The following is a 21,278-nucleotide window of genomic DNA, read 5'->3' on the forward strand; positions in this document are numbered from 1 at the left end:
TAAAACTACAGAAGAGCGGCTTATGGCCTCCTGCTGCGTTGTGAGAATAATCGTTACTGTTGGTCGCTGACTAACGGGAATAGGTAATAAATTAATGCCGGCTGCTAAAAAAAACCTATTTTCAGCTATTTCTAACTTTTGTTCGACAGTCCATCAGGCTGCTTGCCCTCGATATTCCTCTCCGCCTGCCTTTTCCACGCCGATCAAGGATAGCCCATGAGTCTGCCCGCGCTTGCCCCAGTCCCCGCGATTCTCCTGCCATTGGTCAGCCGTGCAGAGCAGTCGTTCCGCGCTGCGGTGGCGACCCTTGAAGGCGGTCCCGATGTTGCGGATTGGAGCGCCGAGCGCTGGGCCGAGTTTGCCCGGGTCAGTGCCGCCAGTGACTTCGTCATTGAACAGAGTCTGCGTGACCCTTTGATGTTGCTGGAGCTGGTGCGCTCCGGTGAGTTGGACCGGGCTTTTGCGCCGGGTGAGTTGTGCGCGCAGATTGCGGCGGCGGTGCAAGCGGCCGAGACCGATGATCAACTGGGCCGCGTACTGCGCCGCCAGCGCACCCGCCAGCAGGTGCGGATCATCTGGCGCGACCTGACCCGCCAGGCGAATCTGGTGCAAACCTGCCGTGACCTTTCCGACCTGGCCGACGCCTGCATCGACCAGGCCTATCAATGGCTGTATCTGCGACATACCCAGCAATTTGGCGTGCCTACCGGCGGCCGCAGCGGCGAGCCGCAGCAGATGGTCATCCTCGGCATGGGCAAGCTGGGAGCGGTGGAGCTCAACCTGTCGTCGGACATCGACCTGATCTTCGCGTACCCCGAAGGCGGCGAGACGGTGGGGGTCAAGCGTGCCCTGGATAACCAGGAGTTCTTCATCCGTCTGGGGCAGCGTCTGATCAAGGCCCTGGACCCCATGACCGTCGACGGTTTCGTGTTCCGGGTCGACATGCGCCTGCGGCCTTACGGCTCAGCGGGTGCCCTGGTGCTGAGTTTCAATGCCCTGGAGCAGTACTACCAGGACCAGGGGCGCGACTGGGAACGCTACGCCATGATCAAGGCCCGGGTGGTGGCCGGGGATCAGGTGGCCGGGGCGCAATTGCTGGAGATGTTGCGGCCCTTCGTTTATCGCCGGTACCTGGACTTCTCCGCCATCGAGGCGCTGCGCACCATGAAGCAACTGATCCAGCAGGAGGTGCGGCGCAAGGGCATGGCCGACAATATCAAGCTGGGTTCGGGGGGCATTCGCGAGGTGGAGTTCATCGCCCAGGCCTTCCAGCTGATTCACGGCGGGCGCGACCTGAGCCTGCAGCAGCGTCCTTTATTAAAGGTGCTGGGTACGCTGGAGGGGCAGGGTTATTTGCCGGCTGCAGTGATCAGCGAACTGCGTGAGGGCTACGAGTTCCTGCGTTATACCGAGCACGCGATCCAGGCCATTGCCGATCGGCAGACGCAGATGCTGCCGGACAACCCCCAGGATCAGGCGCGAATCGCCTTCATGCTCGGCTTTGCCGACTGGAGCGCCTTCCATGAGCAACTGATGTACTGGCGTGGGCGGGTGGAGTGGCACTTCCGCCAGGTGATTGCCGATCCTGATGAAGATGAAGGCGCCGAAAGCGAAGTGGTGGTGGGGGGCGAGTGGCTGCCGTTATGGGAGGAAGCCCAGGACGAGGAGGCCGCCTGCCGGCAGTTGCAGGAGGGTGGTTTCGTCGATGCGCCCAAGGCCCTGCGGGCACTCGCCAGCCTGCGCGGTAGTCCGCAATTGCGTGCCATGCAGCGCCTGGGGCGTGAGCGTCTGGATGCCTTTATTCCACGCCTGCTGGCTCAGGCCGTCGAACACGCCAATCCGGATCTGGTCCTGGAGCGGGTCTTGCCGCTGGTCGAGGCGGTGGCGCGGCGTTCGGCCTATCTGGTGTTGCTCACCGAAAATCCGGGCGCCTTGCGCCGCTTGCTGACCCTGTGCGCGGCCAGTCCGTGGATTGCCGAACAAATCACCCGCTTCCCTCTGTTGCTGGACGAATTGCTCAACGAAGGACGCCTGTTCAAGCCGCCCCTGGCGCCGGAGCTGGCGGCCGAGCTGCGCGAGCGCCTGACGCGGATTCCTGAGGACGACCTGGAACAGCAGATGGAGGCCCTGCGCCACTTCAAACTGGCCCACCGTTTGCGGGTGGCCGCCTCGGAGATCGCTGGCAGCCTGCCTTTAATGAAGGTCAGCGATTACCTGACCTGGCTCGCCGAGGCGATTCTGGAGCAGGTGCTGGCCCTGGCCTGGCGCCAGACCGTGGCCAAGTACGGGGCGCCACAGCGCACTGACGGCACCTTGTGTGACCCGGGTTTCATTATCGTCGGCTACGGCAAGGTCGGCGGCATCGAGCTGGGCCACGGTTCCGACCTGGATCTGGTCTTTATCCATGATGGCGATCCGCAAGCGGAAACCGATGGGCCCAAACCCATAGACGGTGCACAGTTCTTCACCCGGCTGGGGCAGCGCATCATCCATCTGCTGACCACCCAGACCAACTCCGGCCAGTTGTATGAGGTTGATATGCGCCTGCGGCCGTCCGGTGCTTCGGGGCTGCTGGTGAGTTCCCTGGGGGCTTTTGCCCGCTATCAGGAAAACGAAGCCTGGACCTGGGAGCATCAGGCGCTGGTCCGGGCCCGGGTGCTGGTGGGCAGCCAGGATGTGGGCCAGGCCTTTGAAAAGGTCCGGGCCGCCGTGCTGGGTAAAACCCGCGACCTGCCCAAGTTGCGCCAGGAAGTCAGTGAAATGCGGGCCAAGATGCGTGACAACCTGGGCAGCCGCCTGACCGCCGCCGGAACCGCGGCCAACGCCTTTGAAGCCACGGCGCCGTTCGACCTCAAGCAGGACGCCGGAGGTATCGTCGATATCGAATTTATGGTGCAATACGCGGCCCTGGCGTGGTCCGAAGAGCACCCGTCATTGCTGCGCTACACCGATAACATCCGCATTCTGGAAGGGCTGGAGCAGGTTGGGCTGATGCCGGCGAGCGATGCCAGCCTGCTGCGCGAGGTCTACAAGGCCTACCGTTCCGCGGCTCACCGGCAGGCGTTGCAGAATGAGGCCGGAATCATTAACGGTGATCAATTCGTGACCGAACGACGGGAAGTGTTACGAATTTGGCGCGAGCTGGGGCTAAGCTAGTCGGCATAATGCAGCCGCAATTGTATTCGGCGAGCTGCGAGGCTCGCCCCAACTGAACCGACGGTGAAGGCCGCGGTGCTGGATTCTCGAGGCGGGGAGGCGTATGCCTCCCCGGCTCGTTTATGGAAACCACATGAATATTCTGATCGTTGGGCCCAGTTGGGTCGGTGACATGGTGATGGCGCAGACACTCTTGGAGTGCCTGAAACAGCGTCATCCACAATGCGAGATCGACGTGCTGGCCCCCGAGTGGAGCCGGCCGATCCTGGAGCGCATGCCCCAGGTGCGTCGGGCCTTGAGCTTTCCTCTTGGCCACGGTGTCCTGGAGCTGGCGACCCGCCGGCGGATCGGCAAGTCCCTGGCCGGCCAGTACGATCAGGCGATCCTGCTGCCCAATTCGCTGAAGTCGGCCCTGGTGCCGTTCTTCGCAGGCATCCCCAAGCGCACCGGCTGGCGCGGCGAGTTCCGCTACGGCTTGCTCAATGACGTGCGCAAGCTCGACAAAGAGCGTTACCCGCTGATGATCGAGCGCTTCATGGCTCTGGCCTATGAGCCGGGCGCCGAATTACCCCAGCCGTATCCGCGCCCGAGCCTGCAGATCGATCCGCAAAGCCGCGAGGCGGCCCTGGCCAAGTTTGGCCTGAGCCTGGATCGCCCGGTGCTGGCGCTGTGCCCGGGAGCGGAGTTCGGCGAGGCCAAGCGCTGGCCGTCCGAGCATTACGCACAAGTGGCTGAGGCGAAGATCCGCGAGGGCTGGCAGGTCTGGCTGTTCGGTTCGAAGAACGATCATGCCGTGGGTGAAGAGATTCGCGGGCGACTGATTCCCGGCTTGCGCGAGGAGTCGACCAATCTCAGCGGCGAAACCTCCCTGGCCGAGGCCATCGACCTGCTGTCCTGCGCCGATTCGGTGGTGTCCAACGACTCCGGGCTGATGCACGTGGCGGCCGCGCTGAATCGTCCGCTGGTGGCGGTGTACGGCTCCACCTCCCCGGGTTTCACCCCGCCCCTGGCGGATCAGGTCGAAGTGGTGCGCCTGGGGATCGAGTGCAGTCCGTGTTTCGATCGCACTTGTCGCTTCGGTCATTACAACTGCCTGCGCCAACTCCTGCCGCAGCCGGTGAACGAAGCCCTGCAGCGGTTGCAGGGCACTGTGGTAGAGGTCCAGTAAGTTGCGGGTACTGTTGATCAAGACCTCATCCCTGGGTGATGTGATTCATGCATTGCCGGCGCTGACCGATGCCGCGCGAGCGATCCCGGGGATCACGTTCGACTGGGTGGTGGAAGAAGGCTTCGCCGAGATTCCTTCCTGGCATCCGGCGGTAGGCAAGGTAATTCCAGTGGCGATCCGCCGCTGGCGCAAGAATATCTGGCAGACCATCAAGAGCGGCGAGTGGCGCCGCTTCAAGCAGAGCGTGCGTTCGACCAAGTACGACCTGGTGATCGATGCCCAGGGCCTGCTGAAAAGCGCCTGGCTGACCCGTTACGTGCGCGCCCCGGTGGCGGGGCTGGACAAGCACTCGGCCCGTGAGCCCCTGGCTTCGCGTTTCTACTCGCGACGCCTGGCGGTGGCCCGCGGGCAGCACGCCGTGGAGCGGGTGCGCCAGCTGTTCGCCGTGGCCCTGGGCTACGACCTGCCACAGGGCCTGGGCGACTACGGCCTGAATGTCGAAAAGTTGGTGGAGCTGCCGCGCAAGAATCCCTTCGTGCTGTTCCTGCACGGCACCACCTGGGACACCAAGCACTGGCCTGAGGCCTATTGGCGCGAGCTGACCGAGCGCATGGGCATGCTCGGGGTCGAGGTCAAGCTGCCCTGGGGCAATGCTGTCGAGAAGGCCCGGGCGGAGCGTATTGCCAGTGGCCTGAAAAACGCCACGGTTCTGCCCAAGCTGAACCTGGCCGGGGTCGCCAAGGTGCTGGCCGATGCACAGGCCTGTGTGGCCGTGGACACCGGGTTGGGCCACCTGGCCGCGGCCCTGGATGTGCCGACCATATCCTTGTTTGGCCCGACCAATCCGGGCCTGACCGGTGCCTATGGCAAGGTGCAGATTCACCTGGGGAGCAACTTCCCCTGTGCGCCGTGCCTGCAGAAGAAATGCACCTACCAGCCCACTGCTGTGGATCAGCAACGCTATGACATCAAGCGCGAGTGGCCATTGTGCTTCACGCGCCTTAACCCCGAGCGTGTCGCCAGCCGACTGAGCACCTTGTTACTGGCTGAGGAGCCGCGCTGATGCAATTGGCTTTTGTCCTTTATAAGTATTTTCCCTTTGGCGGCCTGCAGCGCGACTTCATGCGCATTGCCCTGGAGTGTCAGCGCCGCGGGCACCAGATCCGCGTCTACACCCTGATCTGGGAAGGTGACGTGCCTCCTGGCTTTGAAGTGCTGGTGGCGCCGGTCAAGGCGCTGTTCAATCATCGTCGCAACGAAAAGCTCAGCGCCTGGATGGCGGCCGACCTGGCCAAGCGTCCGGTGGATCGGCTGATCGGTTTCAACAAGATGCCGGGGCTGGACGTGTACTACGCCGCCGACGGCTGCTTCGAGGACAAGGCGCAGAATCTGCGGCACTCCCTGTACCGTCGCTGGGGCCGCTACCGGCATTTCGCCGAGTACGAGCGGGCGGTGTTCGCCAAGGATGCCAAGACCGAGATCCTGATGATCTCCGAGGTTCAGCAGCCGCTGTTCATCAAGCATTACGACACCCCGCTGGAGCGCTTTCACCTGCTGCCGCCGGGCATTGCCCAGGATCGCCGCGCACCGTCCAACGCGGCCGAGATCCGCGCCGATTTTCGTCGTGAGTTCGCCTTGAAGGACGACGAGCTGCTGCTGGTGCAGATTGGCTCCGGGTTCAAGACCAAGGGCGTGGACCGCAGCCTCAAGGCGCTGGCGGCCCTGCCTTCGGCGCTGAAAAAACGCACCCGACTGTTTGTAATCGGCCAGGACGACCCCAAGGTATTCCAGGTACAAAGTGCCGCATTGGGGCTCAGCGACCAGGTGCAGTTCATGAAGGGGCGCAGTGATATTCCGCGTTTCCTGCTGGGAGCCGACCTGCTGATTCATCCGGCCTACAACGAAAATACCGGCACCGTGCTGCTCGAAGCCCTGGTGGCTGGGCTGCCGGTGCTGGTGAGCGCGGTCTGCGGCTACGCCCATTACATCGCCGAGGCCGAATGCGGCCTGGTGCTGGATGAGCCGTTCGAGCAGGCGCAGCTCAATCAATACCTCACCACCTTGTTGACCGACGACGCTGCACGCGCGACCTGGAGCCGTAATGGCCTGGCGTTCGCCGAGACGGCCGACCTTTACAGCATGCCGCAGCACGCTGCGGATGTGATTCTGGCGGAGCAACACCGATGAAGTTGATGCTTGCCGAACCCTTCAAGAGCCTCTGGGCCGGACGCGATGCGTTCGACGCTGTCGAGGGCCTGAAGGGCCAGGTCTACCGTGAGCTGGAAGCGCGCCGTACCTTGCGTACGGAAGTCGACGGTCGCGGTTATTTCGTGAAGATCCATCGCGGCATTGGCTGGGGCGAGATCGTCAAGAACCTGATCACCGCCAAGCTGCCGGTGCTTGGCGCCGGTCAGGAATGGCGGGCGCTGGAGCGTCTGCATCAGGTGGGCGTGCCGACCATGACCGCCGTGGCCTACGGCGAGCGCGGCAGCAACCCGGCGGACCAGCACTCGTTCATCGTCACCGAGGAGCTGGCGCCCACCGTCAGCCTTGAAGACTTCAGCATCGACTGGGTCAAGCAGCCGCCTGCGCCGGCCCTCAAGCGCGCGCTGATCGCCGAAGTGGCGCGCATGACCGGCATGATGCACCGCGCCGGGGTCAACCACCGCGACTGCTACATCTGCCATTTCCTGTTGCACACCGATCGTCCCATCACGCCTGCGGAGCTGAAACTCTCGGTGATCGACCTGCATCGTGCCCAGACCCGGCCGAAGATCACCCTGCGCTGGCGCAACAAGGACCTGGCCGCCCTGTATTTCTCCGCCCTGGATATCGGCCTGACGCGCCGCGACAAGTTGCGCTTCCTCAAGGGCTATTTCCAGCAGCCGTTGCGGCAGATCCTGGCCGAAGAAGCGGCGCTGCTGTCCTGGCTCGAAGGCAAGGCGGAAAAACTCTACGCACGTAAGCAGCGGTACGGAGATGCACTCTGATGGCGAGTTGGAACCTGGACCCCGCTTATCAGGAGTTGACGCAAGATTTTGGCAGTCTGGACGCGGTATTTGCCCTGCAGGGCGAGCATCTGACCCGGGACCCTCTGTCGGAGGTTATTCGGGTCGAGCGCGGCGGCGTCAATTACTACGTCAAGCGCTATACCGGCGCCGGCAAGAACCTGCGGCGCTACCTGGGCAAGCCCCGGGTCAAGTTCGAATGGCAGAACCTCAAGCGCTTCGCCAAGTGGGGCATTCCCACTGCCGATGTGGTGGCCTGGGGCCTGGAGCGTCGCTGCCTGGCCTACTCCCGGGGCGCGATGATCACTCGCGAGCTGCCGCGGACCGAGGACCTGTCGGTGCTGGCCGAGCGCAACGATCCGCGGCTCAAGGATCGGCGCTGGGTCGATGGGGTGAGTCGTCAGTTGGCCGCTTATACCCGGGTCATGCATGACCATCGCTTTACCCACAATGATTTGAAGTGGCGCAACCTGCTGATCGACGATCAGGACCGGTTGTACCTGATCGACTGTCCGAACGGCGATTTCTGGCGTGGGTTCTGGCTCAAGTACCGGATCACCAAGGATCTGGCCTGCCTGGACAAGGTGGCCAAATATCATCTGTCGGCCACTCAGCGCCTTCGTTTCTATCTGCAGTATCGCCAGCGCGATCGCTTGAGTGTCGCCGACAAGGCGCGTATTCGCCACGTGGTGAGATTTTTCGAGGGGCGTGAATGACTGATTTCCTGGCGTCCGAGGAGCGTGCGCTACTGGAGCGTAACGGTCTCGGCACTTTTGACCAGTTGTGGGCTACGCAATTGGATGCGGTGGATGAGCCCAATACCAGTCGCGGCGGCAGCAGCAGCGTCTTTCGCCTGGATGTGGAAGGGCAGGGGTTCTATCTTAAGCGGCAGACCAACTACCAGACCCGGACCCTGCATCGGCCTTTCGGCGAACCGAGTTTCGCCCGGGAGTTTCGCAACATCCGGCGTTATCAGCAGTTGGGCATTCCCGCGCTGCAGGCGGTGTTCTTTGGCATGCGCAAGGTCAATGGCGAGTCTCGAGCCATACTCCTGACCCGGGCCCTGGATGGTTGGGACGATCTGGATGCGCTGCTGTCGCGTTGGGATGAGCTCAGTGAGCTTCAGCGCCAGGCGGTACTCAAGGCCTGTGGGCAATTGGCCCGGCAACTGCACCGCTTGCGTCAGGTCCATGGCTGCTTCTATCCCAAGCATATTTTCCTGCAAGGCCATGGCGAGGGTTACCGGGCGCAGTTGATCGACCTGGAGAAAACTCGGCCCTTGCTGTTCGGTCAGCGCGACCGGGTCAAGGATCTGGAACCTTTACTGCGCCGGGCTTCGGTGTGGAATGCCGACGAAGTGCGTGGCCTGTTGGCGGCCTATCTGGACCAGCCCCTGGACAGTTCCCTGGTGGGCGCCTGGGCCGCTCGTCTCAGTGCTCGCAGCAGTCATAAGGAATCTCGCTGATGCGTTTGTCCGAGCTGAAAAACAGCGGGCGCAGCCCGACCCTGCCCCTGAGCCTGGAGCTGGCGGACGCTGCCGGCCCGGCGCAGTTGCAGTTGCTGACCCTGTTGCGCGTGCTGCCGGGGCAGCGCTATGTCGGTGCCGGTGTCTGGCGTGGGCGTCCGGTGCTGGCCAAGTTGCTGGTGGGGCCCAAGGCAGCGCGGCATTTTCAGCGGGAATTGCAGGGTGTGCGCCTGCTGGCGGAGCAGGGGCTGACCACGCCGTTGCTGCTGGCGGACGGCTTGCAGGAAGGCGAGGGCGGCTGGTTGCTCTTCGAGTTCCTGGAAGGGGCGCAAAGCCTCGGCGACGCCTGGAAGCAGGTGGAAAAGCTGCCGGTGCTGGCCGATGAGCAGACCGCGGTGTTGGCTGAGGCCCTCGGGGCTATTGCCCAGTTGCACGCCAAGGGCCTGTGGCAGGAAGACCTGCACCTGGACAACCTGCTGCGCCATGACGGCAAGCTGCACCTGATCGATGGCGCGGGGATCTGTGTCGAAGAGGCTGGCAAGCCCCTGTCCCGGCAAAAGGTCCTGGAAAACCTGGGAGTGTTCTTCGCCCAGCTACCCAAGAGCCTGGAACCCTTCACTGAAGAGTTGCTGGTGCATTACCTGCTGAGCAATGCCGAGCACGCCTTGCCTCTGGAGGCCCTGGAGAAGCAGGTGAACAAGGTGCGTGGCTGGCGCCTGCGGGACTTTCTCAACAAGGTTGGCCGTGAGTGCACGCTGTTCAGCGTGCAGCGTGGACCTTTCGCCTTGCGTGCGATTCGCCGTGAGGAAGAGGCCGCGATGCTGCCAGTGTTGGCGCAGGCCGATGCCCTGTTGGATAAGGGGCATCTGTACAAGACCGGTGGCGCCGCCAGTGTCGGCCGGGTTGAGGCCGCGGGGCGGACCCTGGTGGTCAAGCGCTACAACATCAAGGGCTTGGCTCATTGGCTCAAGCGTTTCTGGCGCCCGAGCCGGGCCTGGCACTCCTGGCGTGAAGGCAATCGCCTGGAGTTCCTGGGGATTGCCACGCCCAGGCCCCTGGCGGTACTGGAGCAGCGTTTTCTCTGGTTGCGCCATCGCGCCTACCTGGTGACCGAGTACTTGCCTGGGCCTGACATCATTGAGCGTTTTGCGCCGTTCGTGGACAGTGGCGAGGCGCCTGAGTCGGAGTTGCTGGCGCTGGATCGGCTGTTTGCCCAGTTGATCAGGGAGCGCATCAGTCATGGCGACTTCAAGGGCCACAATCTGTTCTGGCAGGAAGATCGCTGGGCCCTGATCGATCTGGATTCCATGTGTCAGCACTCCAGTCAGAGCAGCTTTGCTCCGGCATTTGCCCGGGATCGCGCACGTTTCATGCGCAACTGGCCCGAAAGCAGCAATTTGTATCAAGTGATTGATCGGCGGCTGCCCAAGACCGTCCAGAGCGCCGAGGCCTGACCTGCGACCTATGGCCGCTGCAGCTGGCAGCGGCTGCGGGCCGTGGCGTATGCGGCGCCCGGGCTTGGCGCTTGCCGCTAGAGGCTTGCTCCTGCTTTTACGTTATAATCCCGCCCTTTCGTTGTTTCTCGCCCCTTTGCGAGCACACTTTATTTTCAAGGCGCACTGCGCCCGCATGCAGACTAAACGAGGCTAGACCCCTGTGGCATTGACGATTCTTGGCCTGTCCGGCGCCCTTAGCCATGATCCTTCAGCAGCCCTGTATATCGACGGCAAACTGATTGCCGCCGCTGAAGAAGAGCGTTTCGTGCGCGACAAGCATGCAAAGAACCGCATGCCCTACGAGTCGGCGAAGTTCTGCCTGGAACAGGCCGGGATCAAGCCTTCCGACGTTGACGTGGTAGCGATTCCGTTTGCCCCGATCAGCCTGTTCGGCAAGGCTCGCTGGCATTACGCCAAGCGCTACTGGTATGCCCCGGACCGCGCTCTGGACGCGATCCTGATGGGCAACCGTCGCTACAAGCGCTATCGCAAGAAGATCGTCTGGTGCCTGGAGCAACTGGGTTTTGACCCGAAAAAGGTCAAGATCGAGCCGGTGGAGCACCACCTGGCCCACGCCTCCAGTGCCTACCACTGCTCGGGCTTCAAGGAGAAGACCGCGATTCTCGGGATCGACGGCAAGGGCGAATACGCCACTACCTTCTTCGGCTACGGCGAAAACGGCAAGATCCACAAGATCAAGGAGTTCTTCGATCCGGACTCCCTGGGCGGCCTCTATGGCGCGATCACCGAGTTTCTCGGCTTCGAAATGCTCGACGGCGAGTTCAAGGTCATGGGCATGGCGCCTTATGGCGACGCCAGCAAGTACGATTTCTCGCGCCTGGCCAGCTTTGAAAACGGCGAACTGGTGATCAACACCGACTACGCCAACGTCATTGGCCTGCGTCGCTACAAAGAGAAGGGCAAGGGTTTCTACTTCTCGCCAAAACTCATCGAGTGGCTGGGTCCCAAGCGCGAAGGCGACATCGCCGACGAGCCTTACATCCACTACGCCGCGAGCATGCAGGCGCTGTTCGAGAAACTGGCCCTGCAGATGATCGACCACTACCTGGGCGACGTCCTCAAGGAAACCGGCAAGCTGGCTTTCGCCGGCGGCTGCGCGCTGAACGTCAAGCTGAACCAGAAGATCATTGCCCGTCCTGAAGTCAAAGAGCTGTTCGTGCAGCCGGCTTCCGGCGACGCCGGCACCGCCGTGGGCGCTGCTGCGTACGTTTCCCATGCCCGTGGGGTGCCGGTAGAGAAGATGGAGCACGTCTATCTCGGCCCGTCCTACAGCAACGAAGACGTGATCGCCGCCTGTGCCCGTCACCCGAACAAACCGGCCTGGCGGCAGATCGACAACACCCCGGAACGCATCGCCAAGATCATGGTCGATGGCAACCCGGTGGCCTGGTTCCAAGGCCGCATGGAGTTCGGTCCACGGGCCTTGGGCGGTCGTTCGATCATCGGTTGCCCGAGCGCCGTGGGCGTTGCCGACCGGATCAACGAGCAGATCAAGTTTCGCGAGCGCTGGAGGCCTTTCTGCCCGTCGATGCTCGACACCGTCGGTCCGCAGATGATCAAGGTCGACCACCCGGCGCCGTTCATGACCTTCACCTTCGAAGTGGCTGAAGAGTGGAAGACCCGGGTGCCGGAAGTGGTTCACGAAGACGGTACATCCCGGGCCCAGGTGCTCAAGCGCGAATACAACCCGCGCTACTACGACATGATGAAGGCCCTGGAAGTCCTGACCGGTAACGGCGTGTCGCTGAACACCTCGTTGAACCGCCGGGGCGAGCCGATGATCTGCTCGCCGACCGACGCCCTGAACATGTTCTACGGTTCCGATCTGCAGTACCTGATCATGGAAGACATTCTGGTGGTCAAAGACGGCGTGGACCCTTATGACACGCTCGGCTGAACGCCATGTGCTGCAGTTTTGCCACGGCTATGACGGGCCGTTCCTGGACTGCGCCCGGCAATACGCCAACTTGTTCGCGGGCAGCGGCTATCGGGTGACCACGGTGTTTCTCACCGGGGCCGCCGATGCCGAAGTGGCTGCCGGTTGTGCGTCCGATGAAGTGCTGTTCATGGAATACAGCTCCAAGGCCATTCGTGGCCTCAAGCTGGGTGCCATTCGTGACCTGCGCAAGATTGCCGCCTCGCGCAATTTCAGCTTTTGCATCGCTCACCGCTTCAAGCCGATCTACATCGCTTTGTTGGGCACCCGCTTGCCGGTAGTGGGTGTCCATCACGCCTTTTCCGACTACAAGCGTCGTAGCCGGCAGATCTTCGCTGGACTGTTTCGCAAGCGCCTGAGCCTGTTGGGGGTCTCTGATGCGGTGCGCGACGACATGCGTGCCTGCCTGCCCAAATGGCCTGCGGCGCGTATCCAGACCCTGTACAACCGCATCGACCTGGAAGCCTTGCAGGCCAGCCAGCTGGACGCAGCCCAGGCCCGCAGCGAGCTGGGCCTGTCCGCGGATGCCTGGATTGTCGGCAACGTCGGACGCCTGCACCCGGACAAGGATCAGGCCACTTTGCTGCGGGGCTTTGCCGCCGCCGTGCCGCAATTGCCGCAGCAGAGTCAACTGGCGATCCTGGGGACCGGGCGCCTGGAGAAGGATCTGAAATCCCTGGCCCGTGAACTGGGCGTGGCTGATCGCGTGCTGTTCCTCGGTCAGGTGCCGGACGCTCGGCGCTATTTCCGTGCGTTCGACGTATTTGCCTTGAGCTCCGATCACGAACCCTTTGGCATGGTCCTGCTGGAAGCCATGGCGGCCGGTGTGCCCTTGCTGGCCACCGCCTGCGGCGGTGCAAAGGAAGTGGTAGAGGGTGTGGGCATTCTGTTCCCCCTGGGAGACGCCGAGCACATGGCTCAAGGCCTGCAGCACCTGGCCGCGATGGATGACCATCAGCGCCGGGTCTGTGCCGAGTTGATGCTCGATCGCTTGCGCGAGCGTTTCTCCGACCGTGCTGTACGGGACGTATTCTGGCGTTTGCCGCAAGTCACCGATCTGACCGCGAGGGGCTGATGCTCAATCGATTTCAAGGCTGGCGCGAACGTGGCTGGTCAGTCATTGACGCGTCGACCTATGCCGATGCCTGGCAGCGCTTTGGTGGCAGTGTGGCGACCCATCCGTTGGTGGTGGAGCAACTGGCGGACCTGGCGCAGATTCCCGTGCGTTATCTGGCCTGGGAACAGGACGGCCATCTGCAGGCGGCCATTGCCACCTGGGGGCGGGACCTGGCGCTGTCCAAGGACGTGCTCAAGCGAGCCGGCAAGAAGGGCCTGTTTGATATCGGCAATGCCGAGTTGATCCTTCCGGCAGCGGCCGATGCTCAGGTGCCACTGCGTCATCGTGGGCGCTACCTGTCTGCGCTTAACGAAGGGCGCTTCAGCACCCTCAAGCCTCAGGCCGAACAATTGGCCATGGCCCGTACCCCCGAAGAGTTGTCGAAGAAGTTTCGCTACAACCAGCGCCGTGAACTGCGTCTGCTGGAGGAGGCGGGCGGGGTGGTGCGTGCGGTCAGTGATTTCACCAGCGCTGAACTGGCGGCCATCTACTGTGACCTGTTCCAGCGCCGCTGGGGCTTTGCGGCCACTGGCGCCGAGCGCATGGCCGAGGTGTTGGAACGCTTGCGCGAGCTGCTGATCGGCTCGGTGATTTTCCTCAACGATGCGCCGATTGCCGTGCAGTTGATCTACCGGGTCGAAGCGCCGCAGTGGATCAGCGTGGAGTATGTAAACGGTGGTGTTGACCCACAGACGCGTGAGTTCAGTCCGGGGAGCGTGCTGAGCTTCCTCAACACCCAGAGTGCCTGGGAACAGGCTCGGGCCCTGGACAAACCGCTGCGTTTTTCCTTTGGCCGCGCCGACCGTGAGTACAAGGACCGTTGGTGCAATCCGGTGCCGGTTTTTCAGGTGTGAGGCCGTCCATGAGTCGCAAACAGCAACTGCTCAAGCGCCACCGGCGCAATAAACGAATCGCCCTGTTGGTGGGGCTGGTGCTGTTGCTGCTGATTGGCGTGCTGGTGGCCTGGTGGTTGCCGCTGCTGTTGGCCGTTCTTGGCTGGCTGGCCCATGAAGCCTGGTTTGCCGATCACCTGTTCTACTCGCCCAAGGACGACTACTGCTATGACTTTGGCAGCGATGTTCGGCAGCTCGCAGTGCGCCTGGAGGCGGGGCGCCTGCTGCTGGACTCGGTGCCGGAACTGGCGGCGGACGAGACACTGATTCTTGGGGTGCAGGTCAAGAGTTCCTGGATCGGACGTTTTCTCGATCCGGCCATTGAGGTGCTGGGCGGCCCGACGCTCGACCGCCAGGCGTTCGAGCGGGGCGTCGATGGCCTGCGTTATCTCAACCTTAGCGGCCTGACTGGCCCGCTGCTCGGCGGCGAGCTGCAACTGCGTGGGCGATTCTGTCGGATTCAGGTCCAGCCGCAGTTGATGGCCTGGCGCGACCCCGACTACCGACGCCAGCGAGTGATGGTGATTGCGCCCCATGCCGACGATGCTGAACTGGCAGCCTTTGGCTTGTACAGCCAGGCCGACGAAGCCTGGATCGTGACCCTGACAGCGGGGGAAATCGAGGCTGAGCATTATCAGGCCATGGGTATGAACGCTGCCGAGGCAGCACGAATCAAGGGCCGTTTGCGAGCCTGGGACAGTATCGCTGTGCCGCGTTGGGCGGGAGTGCCTGAAGCGCACTGCGTACAGCTGGGGTACTTCTGTCTGCAACTGCCTGCCATGCAGGCCGCGCCGCAACAGCCGGTGGCCTCGCGTGAGGCGCAGTTGAGCGATATCCGCCTGTTCCGCCAGTTCAATCCGTTCCCGCTACCAGCCGATCGGGATGGGCTGCCGACCTGGGACAACCTGTTGGCTGATCTGCGCGAGCTGCTGCTCAAGGCGCGGCCCGAAGTGCTGGTGCTGCCCCATCCGTCACTGGACCCTCATCCTGACCATATCTGTGCCCAGGCGGCGGTGATGCAGGCGCTGGAGGGGTTGGACTGGCAGCCGACCACCGTGCTTGGCTATGCCAATCACCTGCATGACAACGACCGCTGGCCAATGGGTGATTCGGGGGCGGGCATTGCTTTGCCGCCGGTGTTCGATTCGACGACAGAGTTGCGTCCCTGGTGTTTGCCACTGTCCCAGGTAGAGCAATATGACAAGGCCATGGCCTTGGGCATGATGCATGACCTGCAGCCGAGAATGCCGTTCAAGCGGCGTCTGCGCAGGTCGATACAATGGCTTCTGGCTAGTAGAGTGCCTTCGACCCTGGGAGAGAATGAGTTCTTTCGCAAGGCAGTGCGGCGGCACGAACTGTTCTGGCTGTTGCGGCAGCGATAAAACCGGCATAAACACAGGAATCTGTTGTGCCCCTAACCTGACAGCGAGTCTTTTGTGATCAATCCACGCCCGCGAATCCTGTTTCTCATGCCCTATTTCGGGCGCTGGCCATTCTGGCTGCCGTTTTTTCTCGAAAGCTGCCGACGCAATCCGGACATCGACTGGTTGTTTTTCAGCGATTGTGGGATTCCGGAGAATCTGCCGCCGAACGTCCAGTTTGAAAGCATCAGCTTTGCTGATTATTGCGCCTTGGTGTCGCAGCGCCTGAACATCGATTTTGCGCCCAATGCAGCTTACAAGCTCTGTGATATCAGGCCTGCAATGGGTTATATCCATATTGATCGGCTGCAGGGCTACGACTTTTGGGCTTTCGGCGATATCGATCTGGTCTACGGTGACCTGCGGGCCTACTTCACCGCAGATCGTCTGGCGAAGTATGACCTGTTCTCCACCCACGAGCGTCGCGTCGCTGGGCACTTGTGCCTGATACGCAACAGCGCCCGCCAGCTTGAATTGTTCAGGCAGATCAAGGATTGGCAGACGCGCTTTACCGACCAGCAGCATCATGCACTGGATGAAGGGGCGTTCAGTCGAATTTTTCTCTGGCGCAAGAATTTTCCGAAGCCGCTGTTCAAGCTGGTGGGCAAGTTCAATCCATGGCGTCGTCGCAGCGAGTTCACTGAGGCGTTCAGCACGCCGGGCGGAGTGATCGACTGGCATGACGGCAGTCGTGATTTTCCAACGCGCTGGTACTGGAAGGAGGGGCATCTGACCAATGACCGCGACGGCGACCGCAGTTTTCCGTATTTCCACTTTGTGTGTTGGAAGCGCAATGAGTGGTCGGATTTGCCTGAGCAGGATGCCAAGGTGGTCCAGGCCCTGGCCAGCGAGTCTTCCTGGGTCATCGATGCCACAGGCTTCCACCGGGGAGAGTTATGAGTCAGCGCTTCAAGGTCCTGCAATTGCAGCCGGACTACAACGTCAAATCCCACGACTTCGCCGACCTGGCGGAGCAGATCGTCAAGGCCTTGCCGGCTGACCGGTACGAGATGACGGCGGCCTTCCTGCGTGGGCGACCCGGGCCGGCTGATCCGGTCAGCCGGGCCGATCATTCGGTGTATTTCGAGTTTTCCGACAAGGCCCTGAAAGGCATGCGTCTGCGGGCCATGTGGCGGTTGTATCAATTCTGCCGCAAGGAAAAGTTCGATGTGGTGATCTGCAATCGCTTCAAGCCGGTGAACATGATGCTGACCCTCAACCGTTGGTTGAAGGTCCCCCTGTGCATTGGCATCTCCCATGGTTTCGGTGAGTACGACCGGCTTTACCGGCGGCGCCAGACCCAGCGCCTGATCGACCGGCACTGGCGTTTTGTCGGTGTATCGCCCGCGGTCAAGCAGTACCTGCTGGATTGCCGGTGTGGTTTCACCGACCAGAACACCTGGGCGATCACCAACGCCATCGATATCGAACAGGCCGAAGCCTTGCAGCACTCCCGCGAGCGCTCTCGTGAGTTGTTGGGGCTGGACCCTTCCGTGCGCCTGATCGGTGCTCTGGGGCGCCTGGTGCCGGTCAAGGGCCACACTTACCTGCTGCAGGCATTTGCTCAGCTCAAGGACAAGTACCCACAGACTCAGTTGGCGATCATTGGCGCCGGGCGCGAAGAGGCCAATCTGCGCGCCGAGATCGAGCGTCTGGGCCTGCAGGGCCGGGCCCACCTGCTGGGCTTCAAGGAGAACGCACTGCAGTATGTGCGTGCCTTCGATATCTGGACCATGCCGTCATTGGCCGAAGGCTTGGGCCTGGCGTTGCTGGAAGGCATGAGCGGGCAGTTGCCGGTGATCGCTTCCAATGTACCGGCCATGCTGCCGCTGATTGAAGGGGCCGGTGGCCTGGCGGTTGAGCCGGCCAATGTGCCGGCGCTGACGGCGGCACTGGACAATTACCTGGGGCTCTCCGATGAGGCGTTGGCCGACAAGGGCCAGCAAGCGTATCGCTATCTACAAAAAGAACATGATATCGAGGTGTTCCGCGAGGAATACCGGCAATTGATCGACTCGGGATTGAGTCAGGCGGGCAAGAGGCAGCAATGACAGACCAGCAACCTGTGGTGACGGTAATCATCGCCTCCTACAACCACGCACCCTATATCGAGCAGAGCATTCTCAGCGTGCTCAACCAGACCTATTCGAACATCGAACTGCTGGTGGTGGATGACGGTTCCAGCGATGACAGCGTCGAGCGCATCCGGCGTTTGCAGGCTTTGCATGGTTTCGACTTCCGCGTCCAGCAGAATCAGGGGCTGACCAATACCCTCAATGGCGCCATCGCTCGGGCCAAGGGCAGCCTGATCGTGCCCTTCGGTTCCGACGACATTATGCTGCCCGAACGTATCGCGACTCAGGTGGCCTACCTGGACGGCAAGCCGGAGGTCGGGATCTGCGCCGGCAATATCGAGTTGATCGACAGCGATGGCAACCCGTTTCCCGAAAATCGCCAGCGCCGTGATGTACCGTTCCGGCGTCTGGATTTCGATGACATGTTCCTTGAGCGCAAGCCTTACCCGCCTGCGCCGACGTTGATGATTCGCCGCGAGGCACTGGAGAAGGTCGGTGGTTTCGACCCGAATATCCGCCTTGAGGACTTGCTGATCGAGCTGAAGATCACCCATGCGGGCTACTTTATCGACGGCTTGAACGTAGTGATGGCGCGTTATCGCAAGCACGCCACCAACTCCTACAAGAACAACCGCTTCATGATCGACAACATCCTGCGCACCTACGCTCTGTTCAGTGAGCATCCGCTGTACGAGGAGGTTCGCTACAAGTTCCTCAGTTCGATGTTCCTCAAGGTGTCCAATCGCGATCGGAAACTGGCTCGCGAATTGTTGGCACAGATTCCGTTCAAGGCCTGGAACAAGAAAACCTGGCGTGGGCTGGGCCGCTTGTATTTTTCGCCGCTGGAAAAAGACTGAAAGGGGCGCCGGAGCATGGGCTGGATTCAACGCTTTCTTGAAAAGCGCGCCAAGCGTGCGATCCGCAAACTGCCGAAAATCGAACGCGGCGTGGTGCGCTTCCAACAGCGTTATCCGGGGTACAGCATTGGCCGCGGCAGTTATGGCTTGCCTGAGGTGCATGACTGGCAGGAAGGTTCGACCCTGAGCATCGGTGCTTACTGCTCGATCGCCGAAGGCGTGCAGATTTTTCTTGGTGGTCACCACCGTGCGGATTGGGTCAGCACCTACCCCTTTCCCGCAATGCTGCCCCAGGCCGCGCATATCAGCGGTTACGCCGGCACCAATGGCGATGTGCGGGTGGGCAGTGATGTATGGCTGTGCTCCAACAGCACACTGTTGTCCGGTGTGACCATCGGCCATGGCGCGATTGTCGCGGCGGGGGCTCTGGTCACCAAGGATGTGGAGCCCTATGCGGTGGTCGGTGGCAATCCGGCGCGTTTCCTGCGGTGGCGCTTCCCCGAAGAACAGCGCCAGCAGTTGTTGCAGAGTGCCTGGTGGGACTGGCCGGAAGCCGAGTTGCACGGGCTTGCCGACAAGCTGTGCAGTGATGATATCGAAGGCTTCCTGGCTTATGCCCGGCAGCGTCAGGCCTGACGTTCAGCGGCTCAATTCCCTGTGACCTGATTCCCTGACAGCCTTGTGCGACTGTCAGGGTGCAGATGTGGGTGCAGGGTTTCAGTGAGCGCCTTGGCGCTCGTCGCTCGCAGGCAGTTGCTTCAGCAGGCCGGTTGCACGGGACATCGAGGTAGGCAGCGCATACCCCGCCTGTAGTGCATTCAGGTGCTCCTGGAACAGCCAGTTACTGTCTTCGCTATAGCGCTGCATGTGCCGCAGATTGCGCTGGCGCAGTGAAGTTCTCAGCGAGGAGGGGTAGACCCGCAGATCGGCAAGATCGATCAGGCCGAATTCGCCGTTCTCCAGGACCAGCACATTGGCCAGGTGAAGCGAGCGAAAGTACACCCCCTGTTCATGCAGTCGAGCCATGAACGTACCGAAGTCCTTGATCAGTTGGGCACGCTCTTCTGCCGAGCCTGCCAATTGCAGGCGCTGGCGTAGGGTCTGCCCAGGCAGTGGCTGGTAGCGCACGGCGTTGCTGCCGTCGGCAAGTCGGTACAGGCCCAGGATGACCGGGGTGGTAATGCCCAGATCACGCAGTTGCTCGCTGTTTGCGGCAAAGCGCTCGGAGTAGGGGTTGAACCCTCCCGAGGTGTACCAGCGACGAGGGCGGAACAGCTTGAAGAAACTGCCATCCTCCAGACGCAGGACCTTGGGCCCCAGGCCATCGGCTTCGATGACCTGGGCATTGGCGAGCAGTTGTTCGGCTGCGGCCGGGGTCAGCGAGGCTACCTGCAGGGGCGGCGAACGTCTGGCGCGCTGGTGAATGCACAGGGCGGCGATCATGGCCAGGGGGATCCACAGCAGGAACCAGTGCTCCTTTGGACGCGAAAGAATCCCGCCGCCTTCTGTCAGGCCGGCGCCAATGCCAAAGACCAACCAGCTGGAAGCCAGGATCAGCAAGGGTGTGGTGCGAAGCTGCCAGCTCTTGAGCAGGGCCCAGACCTGCATGAACAGCCACGGCAGCAGGCCGAAGATGCCCACATAGTAGAGAACCCCCAGGGCGAAGTTGTGTGGCTCTTCCAGGAGGAAGCCGATACCCGGGTCCAGGGACAGGCTGGCGTTATAGCCATGACCGATCCAGGGATGATTGACGATCTGCTCCAGCGCCAGGCGCCAGAGGTCGAAGCGTGAAGAGCTGCCACGCTCCAGAAGCATCTGCGAGAACAGGAGCAGGACCGCCGCGCCGCCTACTGCCATGCCCGCAAGCAACATCAACGAGCGGCGGTTCCAGCTGATGAGGCTCAGCCAGAGAGCGGCCAGGGTCAGCGCCACCAAGGGCGTCCTGGAGCCGGTGGCAATCAGTGCGGCAAACATGATGGCCATTGCCGGAATGCTCAGCCAGAGCATCTGGTAGCGGCGACAGGTCATGCTCAGGCTCAGCCAGTAGACGCAGAAGAAACCGAAGACGTGGGAGCTCAGCAGCGGATTGTCAAAGGCTCCGGCACCCACCATGCGCAGATCGGGGGTGTGGTAGCGAACGAAGACGTACAGATTGAAGATCGAGGCGAGCAGGGCAACGATCGCCGCGCAGAAGATCAGTGGCTGCACTATGTCATTGCGATAGCGCACCAGCAGGGTACAGCCGGCGAACAGCATCAGCGTATGCAAAGGGGTCTTGATCTCTCCCATCACGCTGTCGACAGCCGGGCTCCAGGCCAGACTGACGATGGCCCAGGTACAGAACAGCAGCATGGCGATGAAGATAGGTTCGCGCAGCAGTCCTTTCAGTTCGCTGGGGCGTGCACACAGGGCAATCAGCGTCGGGATGCTGAACAGGCCGTAGTACAGCTTGTGCAACTGACTGCGGCCGGGGAGGAAAAACAGCGCGCATAGCAGCAATAGATACCCTAGCGGCAGAATCCACAGGCAAATGAAATCGAATACTCGATTCGACGTGTTGCGAAGAGCGTTGGGTTGCATGCTTAGACGTTCATCCCGGAAGTTAAGCCGGCAATCATAGCGATTAATACCGAGTGGTGTCGTTGGTCAGCTGAACAATCTCGGT

At 61.9% G+C, this 21,278-nt stretch carries 17 protein-coding genes; 16 read left to right on the forward strand and 1 reads right to left on the reverse strand.

What is annotated here, in order from left to right:
• Positions 1-216 precede the first annotated feature (216 nt).
• From glnE to ACMGF8_RS07650, 16 genes are all read left to right on the forward strand, one after another.
• Positions 217-3,156, forward strand: coding sequence for a bifunctional [glutamate--ammonia ligase]-adenylyl-L-tyrosine phosphorylase/[glutamate--ammonia-ligase] adenylyltransferase (gene glnE, locus ACMGF8_RS07575; RefSeq protein WP_250329932.1), 2,940 nt, complete (start codon positions 217-219; stop codon positions 3,154-3,156).
• A gap of 133 nt (positions 3,157-3,289) precedes the next feature.
• A complete protein-coding gene (waaF, locus tag ACMGF8_RS07580; protein WP_102862861.1) occupies positions 3,290-4,324 on the forward strand; it encodes a lipopolysaccharide heptosyltransferase II in 1,035 nt (344 codons plus the stop codon).
• Between the two features lies 1 nt (position 4,325).
• Entirely contained in the window at positions 4,326-5,387 is a 1,062-nt protein-coding gene (waaC, locus tag ACMGF8_RS07585) for a lipopolysaccharide heptosyltransferase I (RefSeq protein ID WP_102862862.1), read from the forward strand.
• Positions 5,387-6,511: a glycosyltransferase family 4 protein gene (locus ACMGF8_RS07590; protein ID WP_102862863.1), complete on the forward strand. Its 1,125-nt coding sequence runs from the start codon at positions 5,387-5,389 to the stop codon at positions 6,509-6,511. The genes waaC and ACMGF8_RS07590 overlap by 1 nt, the downstream gene beginning before the upstream one ends.
• A complete protein-coding gene (rfaP, locus tag ACMGF8_RS07595) occupies positions 6,508-7,314 on the forward strand; it encodes a lipopolysaccharide core heptose(I) kinase RfaP (RefSeq protein ID WP_102862864.1) in 807 nt (268 codons plus the stop codon). Before ACMGF8_RS07590 ends, rfaP begins: the two co-directional genes overlap by 4 nt.
• Positions 7,314-8,048, forward strand: a complete 735-nt coding sequence (locus tag ACMGF8_RS07600) for a lipopolysaccharide kinase InaA family protein (protein WP_416759176.1) — start codon at positions 7,314-7,316, stop codon at positions 8,046-8,048. Before rfaP ends, ACMGF8_RS07600 begins: the two co-directional genes overlap by 1 nt.
• Positions 8,045-8,797: a lipopolysaccharide kinase InaA family protein gene (locus ACMGF8_RS07605; protein ID WP_416759178.1), complete on the forward strand. Its 753-nt coding sequence runs from the start codon at positions 8,045-8,047 to the stop codon at positions 8,795-8,797. The genes ACMGF8_RS07600 and ACMGF8_RS07605 overlap by 4 nt, the downstream gene beginning before the upstream one ends.
• Positions 8,797-10,251, forward strand: a complete 1,455-nt coding sequence (locus ACMGF8_RS07610) for a lipopolysaccharide kinase InaA family protein (protein WP_102862867.1) — start codon at positions 8,797-8,799, stop codon at positions 10,249-10,251. The genes ACMGF8_RS07605 and ACMGF8_RS07610 overlap by 1 nt, the downstream gene beginning before the upstream one ends.
• Positions 10,252-10,453: 202 nt before the next feature.
• On the forward strand, positions 10,454-12,211 hold the full coding sequence (locus ACMGF8_RS07615; protein WP_102862868.1) for a carbamoyltransferase: 1,758 nt from the start codon (positions 10,454-10,456) through the stop codon (positions 12,209-12,211).
• A complete protein-coding gene (locus tag ACMGF8_RS07620) occupies positions 12,195-13,325 on the forward strand; it encodes a glycosyltransferase (protein WP_102862869.1) in 1,131 nt (376 codons plus the stop codon). The genes ACMGF8_RS07615 and ACMGF8_RS07620 overlap by 17 nt, the downstream gene beginning before the upstream one ends.
• Positions 13,325-14,221 (forward strand): antimicrobial resistance protein Mig-14, encoded by an 897-nt coding sequence (locus ACMGF8_RS07625; RefSeq protein ID WP_102862870.1) that lies wholly within the window; start codon positions 13,325-13,327, stop codon positions 14,219-14,221. The genes ACMGF8_RS07620 and ACMGF8_RS07625 overlap by 1 nt, the downstream gene beginning before the upstream one ends.
• Positions 14,222-14,229: 8 nt before the next feature.
• Positions 14,230-15,642, forward strand: a complete 1,413-nt coding sequence (locus ACMGF8_RS07630; protein ID WP_102862871.1) for a PIG-L deacetylase family protein — start codon at positions 14,230-14,232, stop codon at positions 15,640-15,642.
• Positions 15,643-15,696: 54 nt separating this feature from the next.
• Positions 15,697-16,581 carry a DUF6625 family protein gene (locus ACMGF8_RS07635; RefSeq protein WP_102862872.1) on the forward strand — a complete coding sequence of 295 codons (885 nt, stop codon included), beginning with the start codon at positions 15,697-15,699 and terminating at the stop codon, positions 16,579-16,581.
• Positions 16,578-17,732, forward strand: coding sequence for a glycosyltransferase (locus ACMGF8_RS07640; protein WP_102862873.1), 1,155 nt, complete (start codon positions 16,578-16,580; stop codon positions 17,730-17,732). Before ACMGF8_RS07635 ends, ACMGF8_RS07640 begins: the two co-directional genes overlap by 4 nt.
• On the forward strand, positions 17,729-18,613 hold the full coding sequence (locus tag ACMGF8_RS07645) for a glycosyltransferase (protein WP_102862874.1): 885 nt from the start codon (positions 17,729-17,731) through the stop codon (positions 18,611-18,613). Before ACMGF8_RS07640 ends, ACMGF8_RS07645 begins: the two co-directional genes overlap by 4 nt.
• Positions 18,614-18,628: 15 nt before the next feature.
• Entirely contained in the window at positions 18,629-19,249 is a 621-nt protein-coding gene (locus ACMGF8_RS07650; RefSeq protein ID WP_102862875.1) for a CatB-related O-acetyltransferase, read from the forward strand.
• 81 nt (positions 19,250-19,330) lie between these two features.
• Here ACMGF8_RS07650 and ACMGF8_RS07655 read toward each other — a convergent pair whose 3' ends face one another.
• Entirely contained in the window at positions 19,331-21,193 is a 1,863-nt protein-coding gene (locus ACMGF8_RS07655; RefSeq protein ID WP_102862876.1) for an O-antigen ligase family protein, read from the reverse strand.
• Positions 21,194-21,278 lie beyond the last annotated feature (85 nt).

Origin of the sequence: Pseudomonas sp. BNK-7 (assembly GCF_048072025.1) — a bacterium.
GTDB classification, from domain to species: Bacteria; Pseudomonadota; Gammaproteobacteria; order Pseudomonadales; family Pseudomonadaceae; genus Aquipseudomonas; species Aquipseudomonas danubii.